The sequence below is a fragment of the Paenibacillus sp. 276b genome (assembly GCF_900107875.1).
GTDB lineage: Bacteria > Bacillota > Bacilli > Paenibacillales > Paenibacillaceae > Paenibacillus > Paenibacillus marchantiae.
In genome coordinates, this window is the sequence record NZ_FNRR01000017.1 from 1 (window position 1) to 14,629 (window position 14,629).

The following is a 14,629-nucleotide window of genomic DNA, read 5'->3' on the forward strand; positions in this document are numbered from 1 at the left end:
CCTTGTTTTGAACTAAGGCATTCAACTTTTTTAAATAGGCGTTTTCCATACGCAAACGTTCTAATTCAGCTTGTAGAGCTTCAACTGATTCATCGCCAGGTTCTAGCTTCTTCGTTATATTTTTGTTCGTATTTTTCATGAGTGGACGCCCCTTTTTCTTTGATTTCAGGCCGTCCATTCCATCCTCATTGAATTGAATACGCCATTTTCTAATAATCCTAGGAGAGGGTATATTGAAAATGACCGCAGCTTCATTTGGAGACGTCCCATTCTCGTTTATATAGGTGAGTACGTCTAGTTTAAATGTCTTAGTGTAAGCTGTATAGCTCTTTTCAAAAGCTTTGACGCCGTGATATTCGTATTGCCTAATCCACATACGTAAAGTTTCATGATTTATCCGTAATGATTTTGCAATACTTTTGACTCCTTCAGTACCATTCTGATATCTATGAATGGCTTTCAATTTCTCATCTAAACTGAATTTAGGCAAAAAAACTGCACCTCCATTGTTAGTCGTGTCTAACAAATGGGGTGCAGTTCAAAATTAGCAGCCTGGCTTTTTGGGAAGATTTGAATTACGCACAAGTCTCGACTAGGCTGCATTTTACTTCTTCGCGGCGTTTTCGCAAGTAGGAAATACGGAAGAAGGTAGCAGCAGTTACAGCAGCCAGAATGACGCTTGTTGCGCCGATCCAACTGATGTAGCTCAGTGATGCCTGCTCGACGACAACACCGCCAAGACCAGCACCAGCGGCCATGCCAAGATGCAACACGGAGGTATTCATACTAAGCATAATGCCGGATGCCTCTGGAGCAAGTGACAATAAATAAAATTGCTGGGTAGGGCTGGAAGACCAAACTGTAAAAGACCAAAACATCAGAAGAGGGATTACGATCAACGGCGATTGTCCATCTAGTGAGAGCAGAACTAGAGCCATGGTATTAAACAGCATTCCAATGACTAATGTGCGAGGAGCTCCCCATCTATCGGTGCTGTAGCCGCCGAATTTAGAGCCAAACAAGCTGGCGATACCGAAAGAGAAGAGTGCAATGCTTACGCTTTGCTCGCTTAATTTGGTTATGGTCAGCAAGTAGGGCGAAATATAGGTGTAAACAACAGAGTATCCACCAATCCACATGAAGGCGACAGCCAACGCGATCGCAATTTCAGGTTTCTTCAACAGTGCAAACTGTTTGCGAATCGGAACAGGCGCCTCGCCATTGGATTGGGGAATAGCAATAAGGATTAAGAACATGGCAAGCAAACCTAGTAGACCGATAACGCCGAAAATAAGCTTCCAATCATAAACCGAAGCGGCGACTCTTCCAAGTGGAACTCCGATAATTAAGGAGGCACTGAAGCCCATTATAAGTGTTGCAATCGCACTTCCTTGTTTGCCAGGTGCAGCGAGCTTGGCAGCAACCGTCAATGAGGTAACAAGAAACACGCCGGTACTAATCGCGAGAACAACACGTGATACGAGCAAGAATGTAAAGCCTGGTAACGCGATGGCAATCAGGTTGCCTACTGCAAATACACCAAGCGCATAAAGGAGAAGTTTACGTCTCTCCATACGTGCAGTGACGGCTATGACGATCGGTGTGCCGAAGGCATAGGCCAGCGAAAAAACGGTAATCAGCTGACCTGCGACCGATACGGAGACACCTACATCTACAGCTACCTTATCCAAAATCCCTGCAATAATATATTCGGATGTCCCAACTAGAAAGCTGATAATAGCCAATATATAAATTTTCAATGCGTTCGACATACGGGTAAAGCTCCTCTCTATACTTCAATGTTTTATATTTCTAGTTCTATAGAAATAATGTTTAAAAAAATTTACTCCAGCAAATAAGGCGCATATTTCTGTGCCATTTCGCGGTTTACGCTGTAGTAGATATACGTTCCTTCTTTACGGAGGTTCAACAGTCCACAGTCTGTCAATTGCTTCAAGTGATGGGAAAGCGTTGAGCTGGCTACCGATTCCAGCTTAGACTCGATATCCGAGCAACACAAAGTTGTCTCCTCCGTAAGGAGTAAGGCAATTTTGATTCTCGTGGGTTCTCCGAGCGCTTTGTACACTTTAATAGCTTGACGCACATTCGCATTTTCTTCTACCATCGTAAATTCACCTTTTTTCTAACTGTAGTTATTTCTATATCCGTAAAAATAATGTAGCACACCTTTTTTTGAATGTAAACAGAGAATAAGACTGTGTAGTTTATTTTAACAGATGAGTCGCTTGGGCTTTCCGTCAAAATAGCTACCATCTTACCAGGCTCTCATGCCGGGAACACCTGAAATCAGGTGTTCCCGGCTTCTTGCGTTCGCAGCCTGAATCGGCTCTCCCCGCAACATGATTGAGCTTCGAGTTAAAAAAGGATAGGATGGAATCTTTTATTTAAGACCATTATGTAAAAGTAACTTGCGTTGCAGAATGCGGTTGAAATTTGTGCCCATAATTATGGCGACAATCGTATAAGCTATTTATAATCGGAATGCTAGTATTCTGAAGGAAGCCTTAATGTTAAAATAGTCATGCAGAGCCGTTTATCAGGCATCATCCCATCATCAGTAAGTGGACTGAGTGACCCCAGAACGGAACGATTATTTTAGTTTTCCGCTAACAGTCATAACAGTCACGGAGGATAAGAAAATGAACAACTCGGAATGGGCAGAGTCCTATTTTCCAATATATACAGCAGACAGCATTCAATCATTGTATAGTACGTCAACCATGCCGATACATAGGATCCATGAGAACCTAACCGTTCTGTTGGCCGTTTCAAGTGGTAAGGGTTCACTTCATCTCGACGATCACATATACGAACTCACCGATGGCATGGTAATCCTTATTCCGGCGCAGAGTGATGTCGTTATACAGGGGAATCAGATGCATCCACTTCATATATACACCCTCTCCATTCGCACGCAAGAACAGAAGAGATCACTGCCAATGATAGCCATGGGACGGTCCAGTGTGCTCGCAACAGAAACTCTTATTGAGTTCTATGAACCTGCGATTGCAGCACAGCTTGAGGAGCTCTATATGTATCGTTTACCTGGCAATGAAGTCAGGCATATGCGTAACCAGATTCTGTTTCATCAAGTACTGATGAGTCTGTTGGAACGAATGGAAGCAAAATATATTGCGAGTGAGCAACCATCTATGGAACGCAGCATCACATTTATGGAAAACCATGTTAGTGAGAAGATAACAACCGAAGGACTTTCCGAAATTGCGGGAGTCAGTCGCTCTCACTACTCCATCCTATTTAAGCAGCTTACTGGATTTTCACCCAATGAGTATCTCTCACGCTTGCGTGTTCACCGTGCCAAAGAGTTATTAATTGGCGGGTCCGCTTCACTTCGTGAGATCGCGCTGAAGGTCGGATATAAGGATGAATTCTATCTTAGTCGTCGCTTCAAGCAGCAGACAGGAGAGAGTCCTTCAGGTTACACACGTCGCAGACCTTCTCAACGAGTGGCTGTGTGGTGTGCACCTTATGCAAGCCATCTAATGTTACTTGGATTGGAACCAGCGGTCGTCATCTCGGAAAGCAGCGAATATGTAAGCACAGAGGGAGTTAGCCCACCTCAAACGATACGTTTTATCCATTCTGACAGTTCACCTGAACAAATAAAGTCCGCATTGCTAGATGCTAATATTGAGCTCATCATTGCAGCAAATCAGCATCTACATATGAACGGATTAAGTTCTGAACGTCTGAGATCCATCGCTCCTATTGTTGAAATTGCTTGGATGGAGCTTGGTTGGAAAGAACATCTGCGGTTTATCGCACAGGCCATTCAAAGGGGGGAGAAGGCAGAACAATGGCTGGCAGACTTTGAAAGGGAAGAACAGCAGGCACGGGAAGCCATTCAGACGAGCCAGATTGTGAATGAGACGCTGACCATTCTCGTCATAAAACCGGATACTTTACAAATATATGGAATCAGAAATGTCGGATATGTGATGTATCAATCACTCGGATTACGTCCTCCGGCCAAGATTGCCCAGGAAATACAGAGGTTTGGCGACCAATTTCATTCGGTCTCTATCCAACTGTCGGAACTTCAGGATTACGAGGGCACTCGTATGCTCGTCATTGTTTTTCCAGATGAAAAAGGGTCCAAGGCTCATTCAGAAGGTATATTTAACTCGGAATACTGGAAAGGGCTTGAGGCAGTGAAGCGAAATCGGATCTATCATCTGGAGCAGGAAGAGTGGATACCCTACAACCCGGTTTCCATTCGTTTGCAGCTCGGACGGGCTGTATCCTTATGGACTGGCATCCAATAATCCAAAGGTTTTCTCAAACAAAAAGGCATGGTTAGGTTCATCCTGCATGCCTATAATTAGCTATTGTAATGAGAATGATTTTCATATTCAAAGAGAAAAGGGAGAGAGTCATCTAATGAGAAAGCTTTTTGTTCCATTTATATTAGTTCTGGTCTTATTGCTTAGCGCTTGTGGAAGCAACTCAGCCAAAGATACAACGGAGAATGCAACTACATCCAACGAATCCACTTCTTCGAACACGGATTCAACAGGTTCTTCATCCGAGTCAGATTCGGGTACGTTCACATATCAATCGGAGACAGGTCCTGTGGAAGTTCCTTCCCACCCGCAACGTGTGGTTGTGCTGACCCGATTCCTGACAGGAAACGTGATGGCACTGGATGTGCCGCTGGTTGGTGTGGATGAAATGTCCAAGGAGAACCCGAATTTCAAAGATAAACTGGCGAATACTGAGGCGGTTACCGACGAAAGTCTGGAGAAAATTATTGAATTGAACCCAGATCTGATTATCGGCCTGTCTGATATCAAGAACATCGATAAGCTGAAGCAAATTGCTCCAACAGTCACCTATACATATGGTAAGGTGGACTTCCTCAAGCAACAACTGGAGATCGGAAAGCTTGTGAACAAAGAAAAAGAAGCACAGGCCTGGGTTGACGATTTTGACGCTCGAAGCAAAAAAGTAGGGGAAGAAATCAAAGCCAAAATTGGCGACAATGCGACTGTATCCGTTATTGAAACGTTCAATAAACAACTTTATGTGTATGGCGAAAATTTCGGACGTGGAACGGAAATACTCTATAATCAATTCGGTTTAGGTATGCCAGTTAAGGTCAAGGAAGCTACTAAGAAAGACGGATTCTTTGCTGTATCGAACGAAGTATTGAAAGACTACATGGGAGACTATGTAATATTCAGTAAAAATGCCGATGAGGACAATTCGTTCCAAAATACCGAAACATACAAAAATATTGATGCGGTGAAAAATAATCGAGTATTTGAAGCCGATGCCAAGGCATTCTACTTCAATGATCCACTCAGCATGGAATACCAGCTGGAATTCTTTATCGAACATTTTCTTGGCAAGTAAAACTTGAACGCGATGAAAAATAAACGACTTCCTTTTCGGTTTGCAACCAAGCTGCTGGGTAGTGTACTCGTACTTATCGTGTGTTTCATCATCGCCATGATGTTTGGCGCAGAAGAAACGACATTCCGCAATCTATGGCTGACCCTGACCTCTGCGACGAAGAACGATAATATTCTTATTCTGCGAGAGATCAGACTCCCACGGGAACTCGCTGCCATGCTGATCGGAGCGGCTCTCGCCGTCTCCGGAGGCATCATGCAGGGAATTACTCGCAATCCGCTGGCTGATCCTGGACTGCTCGGTCTGACTTCAGGTGCCAATATGGCACTCGCCCTGGCTTTTGTTTTCATGCCATCACTCGGATATTTTGGAATTATGGTCGCTTGTTTTGTTGGTGCTGCACTTGGAGCAGCATTGGTTATTGTGCTCGGCTCGATGCGGAGGGGGAGCTTATCCCCTATTCGGGTAGTGCTTGCCGGGGCAGCTGTATCCGCTTTTATGTATGCCATCTCGGATGGCATCAGTATCTTTTTCAAAATTTCCAAGGATGTATCCATGTGGACTTCGGGAGGACTCATCGGAACGACATGGGGCCAGATTCAAGCTATTGCGCCTGTCATACTGATTGGTTTAGCTGTAGTTCCGTTTCTTTCCAACCAGATCAACATTCTTAGCCTGAGCGATGAGGTGGCGACTGGACTGGGGCAGAAACTTGTACTCGTCAAAACTGTTCTGTTCCTGCTGGTCATCGTGCTTACCGGAGCGTCGGTTGCATTGATCGGAAATATGGCCTTTGTCGGCTTAATGATCCCGCACATTGTCCGTAAATTGGTGGGCACGGATTATCGGTATATTATACCCGTATCCATTTTTGCCGGAGCATCGTTTATGCTGCTTGCCGAAACACTGGGTCGAACGATAAATGCACCTTACGAAACACCTGTGGTCGCCATTGCTTCCATGCTTGGTTTACCTTTCTTCCTGTTCGTTGTGCGTAGAGGGGGCAAAGCGTTCTCATGACAATGTCTGCGCGAATTCGCAAGCAACGACTGATTCTGCTCGTGTGTTTGCTGCTGATCCTCATCACGGCTGTGGTAGGTATGAGCTGGGGGTATTCCTCGTTGTCTTTCAAAAGGGTAATTCCAGTGTTATTTGGCCAAGGTACATTTAAAGAAGACTTTGTTCTGTTTTCGGTCCGATTACCTCGAATTTTTATTACATTACTAGCTGGTATGGCGCTTGCGCTGTCAGGCTCTATTTTGCAGAGCATTACACGTAATGACTTGGCCGATCCAGGCATCATTGGAATCAATTCAGGTGCAGGTGTTGCCGTTGCCATCTTCTTTCTGTATTTCCCGATTGAAGTGGGCACGTTCGTTTATATGTTACCGTTAGCTGCTTTTATTGGTGCATTACTGACAGCCGCGCTCATCTATCTGTTCTCCTATAGCCGGACCAAGGGACTTGATCCCATAAAAATGGTGTTGGTCGGGGTTGGATTCTCGATGGCGCTGTCAGGCATCATGATTGTCATCATATCTTCGGCGGAGCGATCGAAGGTCGACTTTATTGCCAAGTGGATCTCCGGAAACATATGGGGGGCAGACTGGCCATTCATATGGGCTTTGCTGCCTTGGCTGATTGTGTTAATCCCGCTTACTTTGTTCAGAACCAGACGGCTTGATCTCATGGGATTGAACGAAGAAACGGCAATCGGAGTGGGGTTGAAGCTGGAGCGGGAACGCTTGGTACTCATGGTGATTGCTGTTGCAGCTGCTGCATCTGCTGTATCGGTTACGGGAGGGATCGCGTTTATCGGTTTGATGGCTCCACACATCGCCAAAGCGCTGGTCGGTCCACGTAACTCGTTATTTATTCCTGTAGCCGTTCTGCTTGGAGGCTGGCTTCTATTAATTGCAGATACGGTTGGACGCAACCTGGTTGATCCTGATGGAATTGCAGCAGGAATTATGGTCTCCCTAATCGGTGTGCCGTATTTTGTCTATTTATTATTGAAGAAATAATCTAAAAATCTTTAGATTATTGAACACATAGCTAATGAGGCTATCTTTTGTCGTCAAGACAAGGGATGGCCTTTGTTTGTAGTTTTGACGGGGGAAAGGTGAACTAAGCAACCCAGTATGACTTGATTCGTGTGATAAGATAAAATAGGCACAGTTTAAACCGATTCTAAAAGATAGGTGGAATTACCATGACAGATATGGATCAATTAGCTTCAATATTTGCAGATAATTCTTTTAAAATAGATGGAATCAATCGATTGGTTTTACAGCCCAAAAGTATATTGCGTGATTTCAGAACATTAAATCATGGATTTCTTTTTGTGGTACGGGGAGAAGCCAGTATGTCAGTAGATGGAACGATATACGAATTACAGCCCGGGTCCGTTTTTCATGCAGCACCAGGCATGCAGTTGGACTCACAGGTGAATGGTCATTCAGAGTATGAATATTATTTAGTATTTTATAGTTTTGACCTATTGGAAAAGGGCGACAGCATTCAGGAATGCGACTCTCATTTCAAATTGGACTCCGGGGCCAATCCAAGGGTTGTTGAATTACTGGTTATGCTGCAGGAACAATTACACGTGCAAGGGGGAATTGGCAAACTTCGAGTCAAAGAATTATTTTTGAGCATCATGGTTCAGGTTTTTACAGGCTGCAGTCAACGGGAGAGTGGAACTTCGCCGAGTGAAAAGGTGATTGAGCAAGCCATCTCTTATATACATGGACATTACATGAATCTGTTGACACTGGATGAGCTAGCAGAGTTACATGGCATGAGTTCAAAGCGTTTCTCCTACTTTTTTCACAAATACACGGGATTCCGCCCAATTGACTATGTCATCCATTATCGCATGGAGAGGGCAGGGGAGCTGCTGAAATCAGGTAGTTATTTGATTCGCGATGTTGCGATCAGTGTTGGTTATACCAATCCGCTCTATTTCAGTCGAATTTTTAAAAGTAAATTTGGTGTTTCTCCTTCGGAATACACGCATCTTAATTAAGCCTCCATTAGACAATAGTACATCCCAAATTGGTGATTTGTGCATTCGCATTTTCAATGATCCTTGCTATAGTATTAAATGATAATGAGAATCATTATTATAAAAGGTTGGAAGGTTGACTGAGATGAATACAATAAAAGCTCTTTTTTTCTCTCGATGCGTCCTCGGCCGTTCTAACCATGCAGGAATAAATGGAAGAAGAATGTTGGACAAACCAATTCGGAAATGGGGTATTCAAGATGAAAGATCATGAAGTGTTTGATGTAACGATTATTGGTGGTGGGCCTGCCGGATTATTTTCAGCTTTTTATAGCGGTTTGCGTGAAATGAAAACCAAAATCATTGAATTCCAGCCCTATCTTGGCGGGAAGGTACATGTGTATCCTGAGAAAATGATCTGGGATATAGGGGGCTTACAACCCGTTCCGGGCGAACAACTAATCGAGCAAATGGTCAATCAGGGACTGACTTTCCAGCCAGAGGTTGTTCTTGGAGAAAAGGTCACGTCCATATCCAAGGATGAGCAAGGACACTTCGTACTGCACACCGCTTCTGAGGAAAAACATTACTCCAAAACTGTGATTTTAGCTATTGGTGGAGGAATTCTGAAGCCGATTAAACTGGAAATTGAAGGTGCAGAACGTTTCGAGGTAACGAACTTACATTATACAGTCAAATCGCTGTCCCGTTTCAAGGACAAAACGGTTCTGATCTCGGGTGGCGGTAATGCGGCGATTGATTGGGCAAACGAGCTTGCCCTTATTGCCAAACAAGTCTATTTAACGTATCGGAAAGATACGCTGAAAGGCCATGAAGCTGAAATATCACGTCTTGAGAACAGTTCAGTCGAATGCTTGCTCAATACAACGATTGAGAAGCTGATCGCTACAGACGATCATCAACAGATTGAGACGGTTGTGCTGAAACGTAATGAGGACGGAGCTTCATTGGAGCTGGCCGTGGATGAGGTCATCATTAACTACGGTTATGAGAGGGACAAGGAATTGCTTGTGAACAGTCATATTAAGATTGATATGAAGGATCATTGGATCGCAGGCACACCAGTCAGCGAAACATCCGTACCGGGCATTTTTGCTGCGGGAGATATTTTGCATCATGAAGGGAAGCTTCATTTGATCGCAGGAGCGTTCCAGGACGCAGCCAATGCGGTGAACAAAGCCAAACTGTACGTGGCACCCGAAGCCAATACACATGGAATGGTTTCCTCGCACAATGACTTGTTCACGCAGAAAAACCGTGAGCTGATGAAGCATCTATATACCAAATAAAATACAACAAACTAAAATGGTCATCATAAAAAAATTCGTTCAATATCAAAAAAGCCGCTCACCCGTCAGCATGACGAGGAGCGGTTTCTTTTTCACAAGCCGACGATCTCGTCGGTCTGCTTAATTAATTAATGTAATGCTCATGTTTTAGTGTTTAACCGCTTCTCCAGCGAATACTTCAACGTTCATTGGAGCGGCCATGAATGCTGCTGCTTGTTGAACGAAAGTCTGGAAATGGGCGCTTGCATTATGGGAAGCTGTAGCGGCTTCGTCTTTCCACAGCTCAATCATCGTGTAGTGATGTTCGCGTTCAGTACTTTTGGCGAGATCATAGCTGATGTTGCCTTCTTCATTACGTGTTGCAGGGATCAGCACTTTTGTAGCTTCCAAAAAAGCTTGTTCCTGGTCTGGTTTAACTTGCAAGTGAGCGTGAATGATAATCATAATATTCAACCTCCATTAGTGTATTTAGAATGTTGTTATTGTTTGAAATGTAAATGGTGCTGGAGCACGTAAAAACATTGACTGATATTATGCCCAAGTCGTAATTGTCTCAACAGGCAGACGGTAGGAAGGGTGACCTTCTTTGGCCGATTTACCGATCGAGATCAGCATAACGGGTTGGTAACGATCTTTATCCATACCGAATGCTTCAGCAATTTGATCTTTCTCATAACCACCGATTGGGTTGGTATCATACCCATGAGCACGTGCAGCGAGCATCAATTGCATGGAAGCCAGACCCGCGTCAATCAGATTGACATCGCGAAGAGCGGAAGCGGGCATATTTTCATAATAAGGCATTACAGTTTTGAGTTGCATTTCCTTGACTTCCTGTGGCATATAACCGAGCTCGACAGCTTTACCAAAAATTTCGTCCATGTACTCGACATTGTTCATATCAATAAATACACCAACAACTGCCGCGGAAGTCAAAACCTGATTTTGGTTGAATTTCGCGAGAGGAGCAAGCTTTTCTTTGCCTTCAGCCGTATCTACAACGAGAAAACGCCAAGGCTGCAAATTGATGGAAGATGGAGCGCGAGAAGCTTCTGCCAGAATTTCTGTCATTTCTTCACGGCTGATTTTGACTTCAGGATCATATAGTTTTACAGATCGGCGACCGTAAGTAATTTCATTAAAATCATTTGTCTTTTGAAAAGTGCTTTGGAATGTACTCATGTATGGTTCTCTCCTCTATATATGGGTTTAGAAATTGTTTTGCATTCGTTCCAGGAAATCAGCAAGCAGATGAACTTCTTCTTCACTAAAATCCTGTAGAATCTGATTGATAAAATTGGTTTTCTCAACTTTATAACCTTCGATTTGCTTCCGTCCTTCATCCGTAAGGCGGACAAAGGTAACGCGGTTGTCTTCCGGATTTTTACGTCTGGTGACCATCGAATCGGCTTCAAGCTGCTTCAGATGGCGAGTGATCGCCGCACTGTCGATATTAATGATTTTTTGCAACATGGACTGATTAATCTCGTCCACCTGGTCCAACTCATGCAAAATCTCAAAGCGTGATGAGCTGATGCCCGTACAGCGTTCGAACTTGGGGCTGATCTTGTTACCCAGCCCGTTGAGCAGATTGATGATCTGCTCCTCCTTGGAAAACACACGTGTCATGACTAGACCTCCCGGGTGAATCTCGACCATGAACAACGGCTTATGTGAACAGAATACATAAAGTTGCCATTATAAAGTGCCATTGCTTAGTCAGTAATATCTGCTAAGTTAATCTTTGACGTATCAATATTTGATGCATCAATCATTGATGGCTCAATTAATATATCATGGGTGTTTTGATTTTGCAACAGGGTAGTCATGAGAAGATAAATCCATCTATTCCAAAGCGATATTCTTCTTGGTTCCGTAGGTGTAGGTTATCCATTCAAGTAACTTTATATCGATTTATATTGTGGTTGAGAATAATTATAAACTGTAATGAGGCGATATACATACGGATGAAATTGACGTCACAGAAATGTTTAAACATAGAGAGCTTCTAAGCTGTGCTTAGATTGGAGGGATGAGTCTCTTTGCAATGCATTAGACTTTCCTATATACTTCAAGCTATTGATCAATTAATTACTATGTAATGGAGGTGTGATAACATGGCTAAAAATGCAGCGGTATCGGTTAATCGACGTAGTGATATCATATCCGCAGCGATTGAGGTGTTTGCTGAAATTGGCTATTTTCGGGCGACCACAGCTCAGGTAGCAGAAAGAGCAAATATTTCGCAACCGTATATCTTTCGTTTTTTTAAAAGCAAAGAAGCTTTGCTGTTAACAGCACTTGAGGTATCCTGGACGCGAGTGATTGATTCATTCCGAGCGGTGGTGGAGACAGCTACTCCAGATCAGTTGGAGAACGAGTTAACAGAAGCCTATGAAGAGATTCTTAAATCTCACAAGAACGAAATTTTGCTGCAAATGCAGGCGCAGACGGTTCAGGAAGAAGTCATCCGTCAAGCAATGCAAAAAGGATTCGCAGAGGTGCGAGATATGGTATTGGAAGCTTTTACAGCGGCAGGCAGTGCCAATCCAAAGCAAAGAACGTTGATATTCTTGGCAATCGGCATGTTATGTAATATATCAACCGCACTGGATATGCCAGAGCTTATGGATAGATAGAAAGGGAAGAGTCCCTTTTTTCATTTTAGTTATTGATCAATCACTAAATATACGTTATATTGTGTTGAAGTAAGTAATTGATCAATAACTAATTGAGAGAAAGAGGTTGAGATGTAATGAAAAGAGCAATCGTGGTTGGGGCAACAGGTGGAACGGGATCAGCGATTACAGAGGAATTGATTAAACGTGGTATTTCTACAATCATTTTTGGTCGCTCACGTCAAAAACTGGAGCAACTTGCGGTAAAACTGGGTTCGCCTGATCATCTACAGATCGCTGTTGGAGATGCATTCCGATTCGATGATATTATAGCTGCTTCACTAGAAGCCGATGTAATGTTTCATTGCGCGAATGTACCTTATAACGAAATGGAGAGCAAGCTGATTCCTCTGGGTGAATCCGTTATGGAGGCGGCAGAACAATTGGGCCTAAAGGTGGTCGTCATTGACGGGATTTATCCGTATGGCAGAAGACAAATGAAAGAAGTGACTGAAGAACATCCAAAGCAGCCGCATACTCGAAAAGGAAAGACTCGGCTTGCCTATGAGCAGATGTTATTTAGCAGCAAATGGTGCAAAGCGCAAGTGATGATTGTTCGCTTGCCTGATTATTATGGTCCTACTGCCAATCAGGCTTCTTACCTGGGGTCTACGCTTGAAGCAATAGCGGAAGGGAAAATGACTTTTTTTATCGGAACTATGAAAATGCCACGAGAATATATCTATTTGCCAGATGCAGCGGTCATGGTTGTGGAGTTGGCGAGCAGAGATGATGCCTATCGGCAGAACTGGAATATCCCTGGTGCTGGGATAATATCTGGTAAGGAAATCGTACGTATTGCACAACAGGCGGCGGGTAAAGCGAAACCGGTCATAGCCCTCGGCAAAACAGGGCTTTCACTGCTTGGATTGGCCGTACCGGTAATGAAAGAAATTGTTGAAATGTTATATTTGACAGAAGAACCGCTGGTGTTGAGTAAAAAGAAATACGAGGCCAAGGTTGGGCCGGTGAAGATGACTTCTTTTGAAGAAGGGATTACACAGACGATAGGTGAGCTGCAAAAGAAATAAATGTGTTATGTCGATTTGTAATTGATCAATCAATAATTAAATTGCGTTATGAATCGGTTAATGCTTACGACCTAAACCAAAATGCTGAATGCTGATATGACTTCATTAATGGGCGGTGCACAAAACCTGTCCTAGACATAGAGTGTAGTATTGCAAAAGCGGAGAATAGATACGGTGTACAAGGAGGGGGGATTTTCTTGTGAGCTATATGTCCAAAAAGGAGCGCAAAATGTCCTCAATCAGTACAACCAAACGCAAATTAAAAAAAGCAGGCACTCGTGTTTCTATTAAAAGAAAAGTAAAATGTAAATCCAAAAAGAAGCTTGCGCTTAAAAAGAAAAGAGCTGTCAGATCCAGATGTCCTGTGTTACGTGGACCGAGGGGATATAGAGGGTTTCAAGGAAAGACAGGTGTAACCGGGGCTACGGGAATCACAGGAGCAATGGGAATAGTAGGTAGGATGGGGAATACGGGAGCTACTGGCTCGATAGGAATAACGGGATCAACCGGAGTCCGAGGACTTACAGGTACAACTGGTGATCCGGGCGTTACAGGAATTACGGGGGCGACTGGATCAACCGGAACTACAGGGATAAAAGGTGTAACAGGTGCCACGGGAATTACTGGTGATCCAGGAGCGACAGGCGCAACAGGCTCGACAGGGGTAACAGGAGCGACGGGCGATCCTGGAGTGACCGGCGTTACAGGTAATACAGGTGTGACTGGGGCAACCGGAGCCGTGGGAGCAATGGGCATAACCGGTGTAACCGGCGCAACTGGAATGGGAACTACAGGTAGCACTGGAGTGACTGGCACGACAGGGATAACTGGGGCAACGGGCGATCCTGGTGAAACAGGAGCCACAGGAACCACAGGTTTGACGGGAGCAACTGGAGCCGTTGGAGCATTGGGCACAACAGGTGTAACTGGAACCACAGGTAGCACTGGAGTGACAGGTGTTACAGGTAATACAGGTGTGACTGGGGCTACCGGAACGACTGGAACCACAGGTATAACAGGAGCCACGGGCGATCCTGGAATAACGGGAGCAACAGGATCCATGGGAGAGATGGGGACTACCGGTGCAACCGGAACCACAGGTGTAACGGGCTTAACTGGGGTAACAGGATCTACGGGCGTAACTGGAGTGACAGGAGTAACAGGAACGGGAACTACTGGAACTACTGGAACTACTGGAACTACTGG

The 14,629-nt window shown here is 44.2% G+C and carries 13 protein-coding genes and 2 pseudogenes; 9 read left to right on the forward strand and 6 right to left on the reverse strand.

Annotation, left to right across the window (positions count from 1 at the left end; translation table 11 throughout):
• From BLV50_RS32315 to BLV50_RS32325, 3 genes and pseudogenes are all read right to left on the reverse strand, one after another.
• Positions 1-490, reverse strand: a pseudogene (locus BLV50_RS32315) (transposase); the annotation flags it as partial.
• Between the two features lie 85 nt (positions 491-575).
• On the reverse strand, positions 576-1,772 hold the full coding sequence (locus tag BLV50_RS32320; RefSeq protein WP_090812080.1) for an MFS transporter: 1,197 nt from the start codon (positions 1,770-1,772) through the stop codon (positions 576-578).
• 71 nt (positions 1,773-1,843) lie between these two features.
• Entirely contained in the window at positions 1,844-2,125 is a 282-nt protein-coding gene (locus BLV50_RS32325) for an ArsR/SmtB family transcription factor (RefSeq protein WP_063568292.1), read from the reverse strand.
• Positions 2,126-2,660: 535 nt separating this feature from the next.
• On the opposite strand from BLV50_RS32325, the gene BLV50_RS32330 reads away from it, so the two are divergent.
• From BLV50_RS32330 to BLV50_RS32355, 6 genes are all read left to right on the forward strand, one after another.
• Positions 2,661-4,307, forward strand: a complete 1,647-nt coding sequence (locus BLV50_RS32330) for a helix-turn-helix domain-containing protein (RefSeq protein ID WP_090812082.1) — start codon at positions 2,661-2,663, stop codon at positions 4,305-4,307.
• 115 nt (positions 4,308-4,422) lie between these two features.
• On the forward strand, positions 4,423-5,397 hold the full coding sequence (locus tag BLV50_RS32335; protein WP_063568294.1) for an iron-hydroxamate ABC transporter substrate-binding protein: 975 nt from the start codon (positions 4,423-4,425) through the stop codon (positions 5,395-5,397).
• Between the two features lie 12 nt (positions 5,398-5,409).
• Positions 5,410-6,417, forward strand: coding sequence for a FecCD family ABC transporter permease (locus tag BLV50_RS32340; protein ID WP_072735887.1), 1,008 nt, complete (start codon positions 5,410-5,412; stop codon positions 6,415-6,417).
• On the forward strand, positions 6,414-7,421 hold the full coding sequence (locus BLV50_RS32345) for a FecCD family ABC transporter permease (protein WP_063568295.1): 1,008 nt from the start codon (positions 6,414-6,416) through the stop codon (positions 7,419-7,421). Before BLV50_RS32340 ends, BLV50_RS32345 begins: the two co-directional genes overlap by 4 nt.
• A gap of 188 nt (positions 7,422-7,609) precedes the next feature.
• Positions 7,610-8,425 carry a helix-turn-helix domain-containing protein gene (locus BLV50_RS32350; protein WP_090812084.1) on the forward strand — a complete coding sequence of 272 codons (816 nt, stop codon included), beginning with the start codon at positions 7,610-7,612 and terminating at the stop codon, positions 8,423-8,425.
• Between the two features lie 239 nt (positions 8,426-8,664).
• Positions 8,665-9,714, forward strand: coding sequence for an NAD(P)/FAD-dependent oxidoreductase (locus BLV50_RS32355; RefSeq protein ID WP_090812088.1), 1,050 nt, complete (start codon positions 8,665-8,667; stop codon positions 9,712-9,714).
• A 147-nt stretch (positions 9,715-9,861) separates the two neighbouring features.
• On the opposite strand, the gene BLV50_RS32360 is transcribed toward BLV50_RS32355, so the two are convergent.
• The 3 genes from BLV50_RS32360 to BLV50_RS32370 form a co-directional block, all read right to left on the reverse strand.
• Entirely contained in the window at positions 9,862-10,158 is a 297-nt protein-coding gene (locus tag BLV50_RS32360; protein ID WP_063568297.1) for a putative quinol monooxygenase, read from the reverse strand.
• An 87-nt stretch (positions 10,159-10,245) separates the two neighbouring features.
• Positions 10,246-10,896, reverse strand: coding sequence for a nitroreductase family protein (locus BLV50_RS32365; protein ID WP_064639252.1), 651 nt, complete (start codon positions 10,894-10,896; stop codon positions 10,246-10,248).
• Positions 10,897-10,923: 27 nt separating this feature from the next.
• The gene (locus BLV50_RS32370) at positions 10,924-11,343 is read right to left on the reverse strand and encodes a MarR family winged helix-turn-helix transcriptional regulator (protein ID WP_063568299.1); all 420 of its coding nucleotides are present in this window, start codon (positions 11,341-11,343) and stop codon (positions 10,924-10,926) included.
• A gap of 488 nt (positions 11,344-11,831) precedes the next feature.
• Between BLV50_RS32370 and BLV50_RS32375 the strand changes: the two genes are divergently transcribed.
• The 3 genes and pseudogenes from BLV50_RS32375 to BLV50_RS32385 all read left to right on the forward strand — a co-directional run.
• Positions 11,832-12,353 carry a TetR/AcrR family transcriptional regulator gene (locus tag BLV50_RS32375; RefSeq protein WP_063568300.1) on the forward strand — a complete coding sequence of 174 codons (522 nt, stop codon included), beginning with the start codon at positions 11,832-11,834 and terminating at the stop codon, positions 12,351-12,353.
• 116 nt (positions 12,354-12,469) lie between these two features.
• Entirely contained in the window at positions 12,470-13,423 is a 954-nt protein-coding gene (locus BLV50_RS32380; protein WP_090812086.1) for an NAD-dependent epimerase/dehydratase family protein, read from the forward strand.
• Between the two features lie 364 nt (positions 13,424-13,787).
• Positions 13,788-14,629 (forward strand): annotated as a pseudogene (locus BLV50_RS32385) (hypothetical protein); the annotation flags it as partial.

Excerpts from the sequence above, each read along its gene's own strand:
- BLV50_RS32350 (WP_090812084.1), top strand. The coding sequence starts at position 7,610 with ATGACAGATATGGATCAATTAGCTTCAATATTTGCAGATAATTCTTTT.
- BLV50_RS32365 (WP_064639252.1), bottom strand. The coding sequence starts at position 10,896 with ATGAGTACATTCCAAAGCACTTTTCAAAAGACAAATGATTTTAATGAA.
- BLV50_RS32325 (WP_063568292.1), bottom strand. The coding sequence starts at position 2,125 with ATGGTAGAAGAAAATGCGAATGTGCGTCAAGCTATTAAAGTGTACAAA.
- BLV50_RS32345 (WP_063568295.1), top strand. The coding sequence starts at position 6,414 with ATGACAATGTCTGCGCGAATTCGCAAGCAACGACTGATTCTGCTCGTG.
- BLV50_RS32375 (WP_063568300.1), top strand. The coding sequence starts at position 11,832 with ATGGCTAAAAATGCAGCGGTATCGGTTAATCGACGTAGTGATATCATA.
- BLV50_RS32355 (WP_090812088.1), top strand. The coding sequence starts at position 8,665 with ATGAAAGATCATGAAGTGTTTGATGTAACGATTATTGGTGGTGGGCCT.
- BLV50_RS32335 (WP_063568294.1), top strand. The coding sequence starts at position 4,423 with ATGAGAAAGCTTTTTGTTCCATTTATATTAGTTCTGGTCTTATTGCTT.
- BLV50_RS32320 (WP_090812080.1), bottom strand. The coding sequence starts at position 1,772 with ATGTCGAACGCATTGAAAATTTATATATTGGCTATTATCAGCTTTCTA.
- BLV50_RS32380 (WP_090812086.1), top strand. The coding sequence starts at position 12,470 with ATGAAAAGAGCAATCGTGGTTGGGGCAACAGGTGGAACGGGATCAGCG.
- BLV50_RS32340 (WP_072735887.1), top strand. The coding sequence starts at position 5,410 with ATGAAAAATAAACGACTTCCTTTTCGGTTTGCAACCAAGCTGCTGGGT.
- BLV50_RS32330 (WP_090812082.1), top strand. The coding sequence starts at position 2,661 with ATGAACAACTCGGAATGGGCAGAGTCCTATTTTCCAATATATACAGCA.
- BLV50_RS32370 (WP_063568299.1), bottom strand. The coding sequence starts at position 11,343 with ATGACACGTGTGTTTTCCAAGGAGGAGCAGATCATCAATCTGCTCAAC.
- BLV50_RS32360 (WP_063568297.1), bottom strand. The coding sequence starts at position 10,158 with ATGATTATCATTCACGCTCACTTGCAAGTTAAACCAGACCAGGAACAA.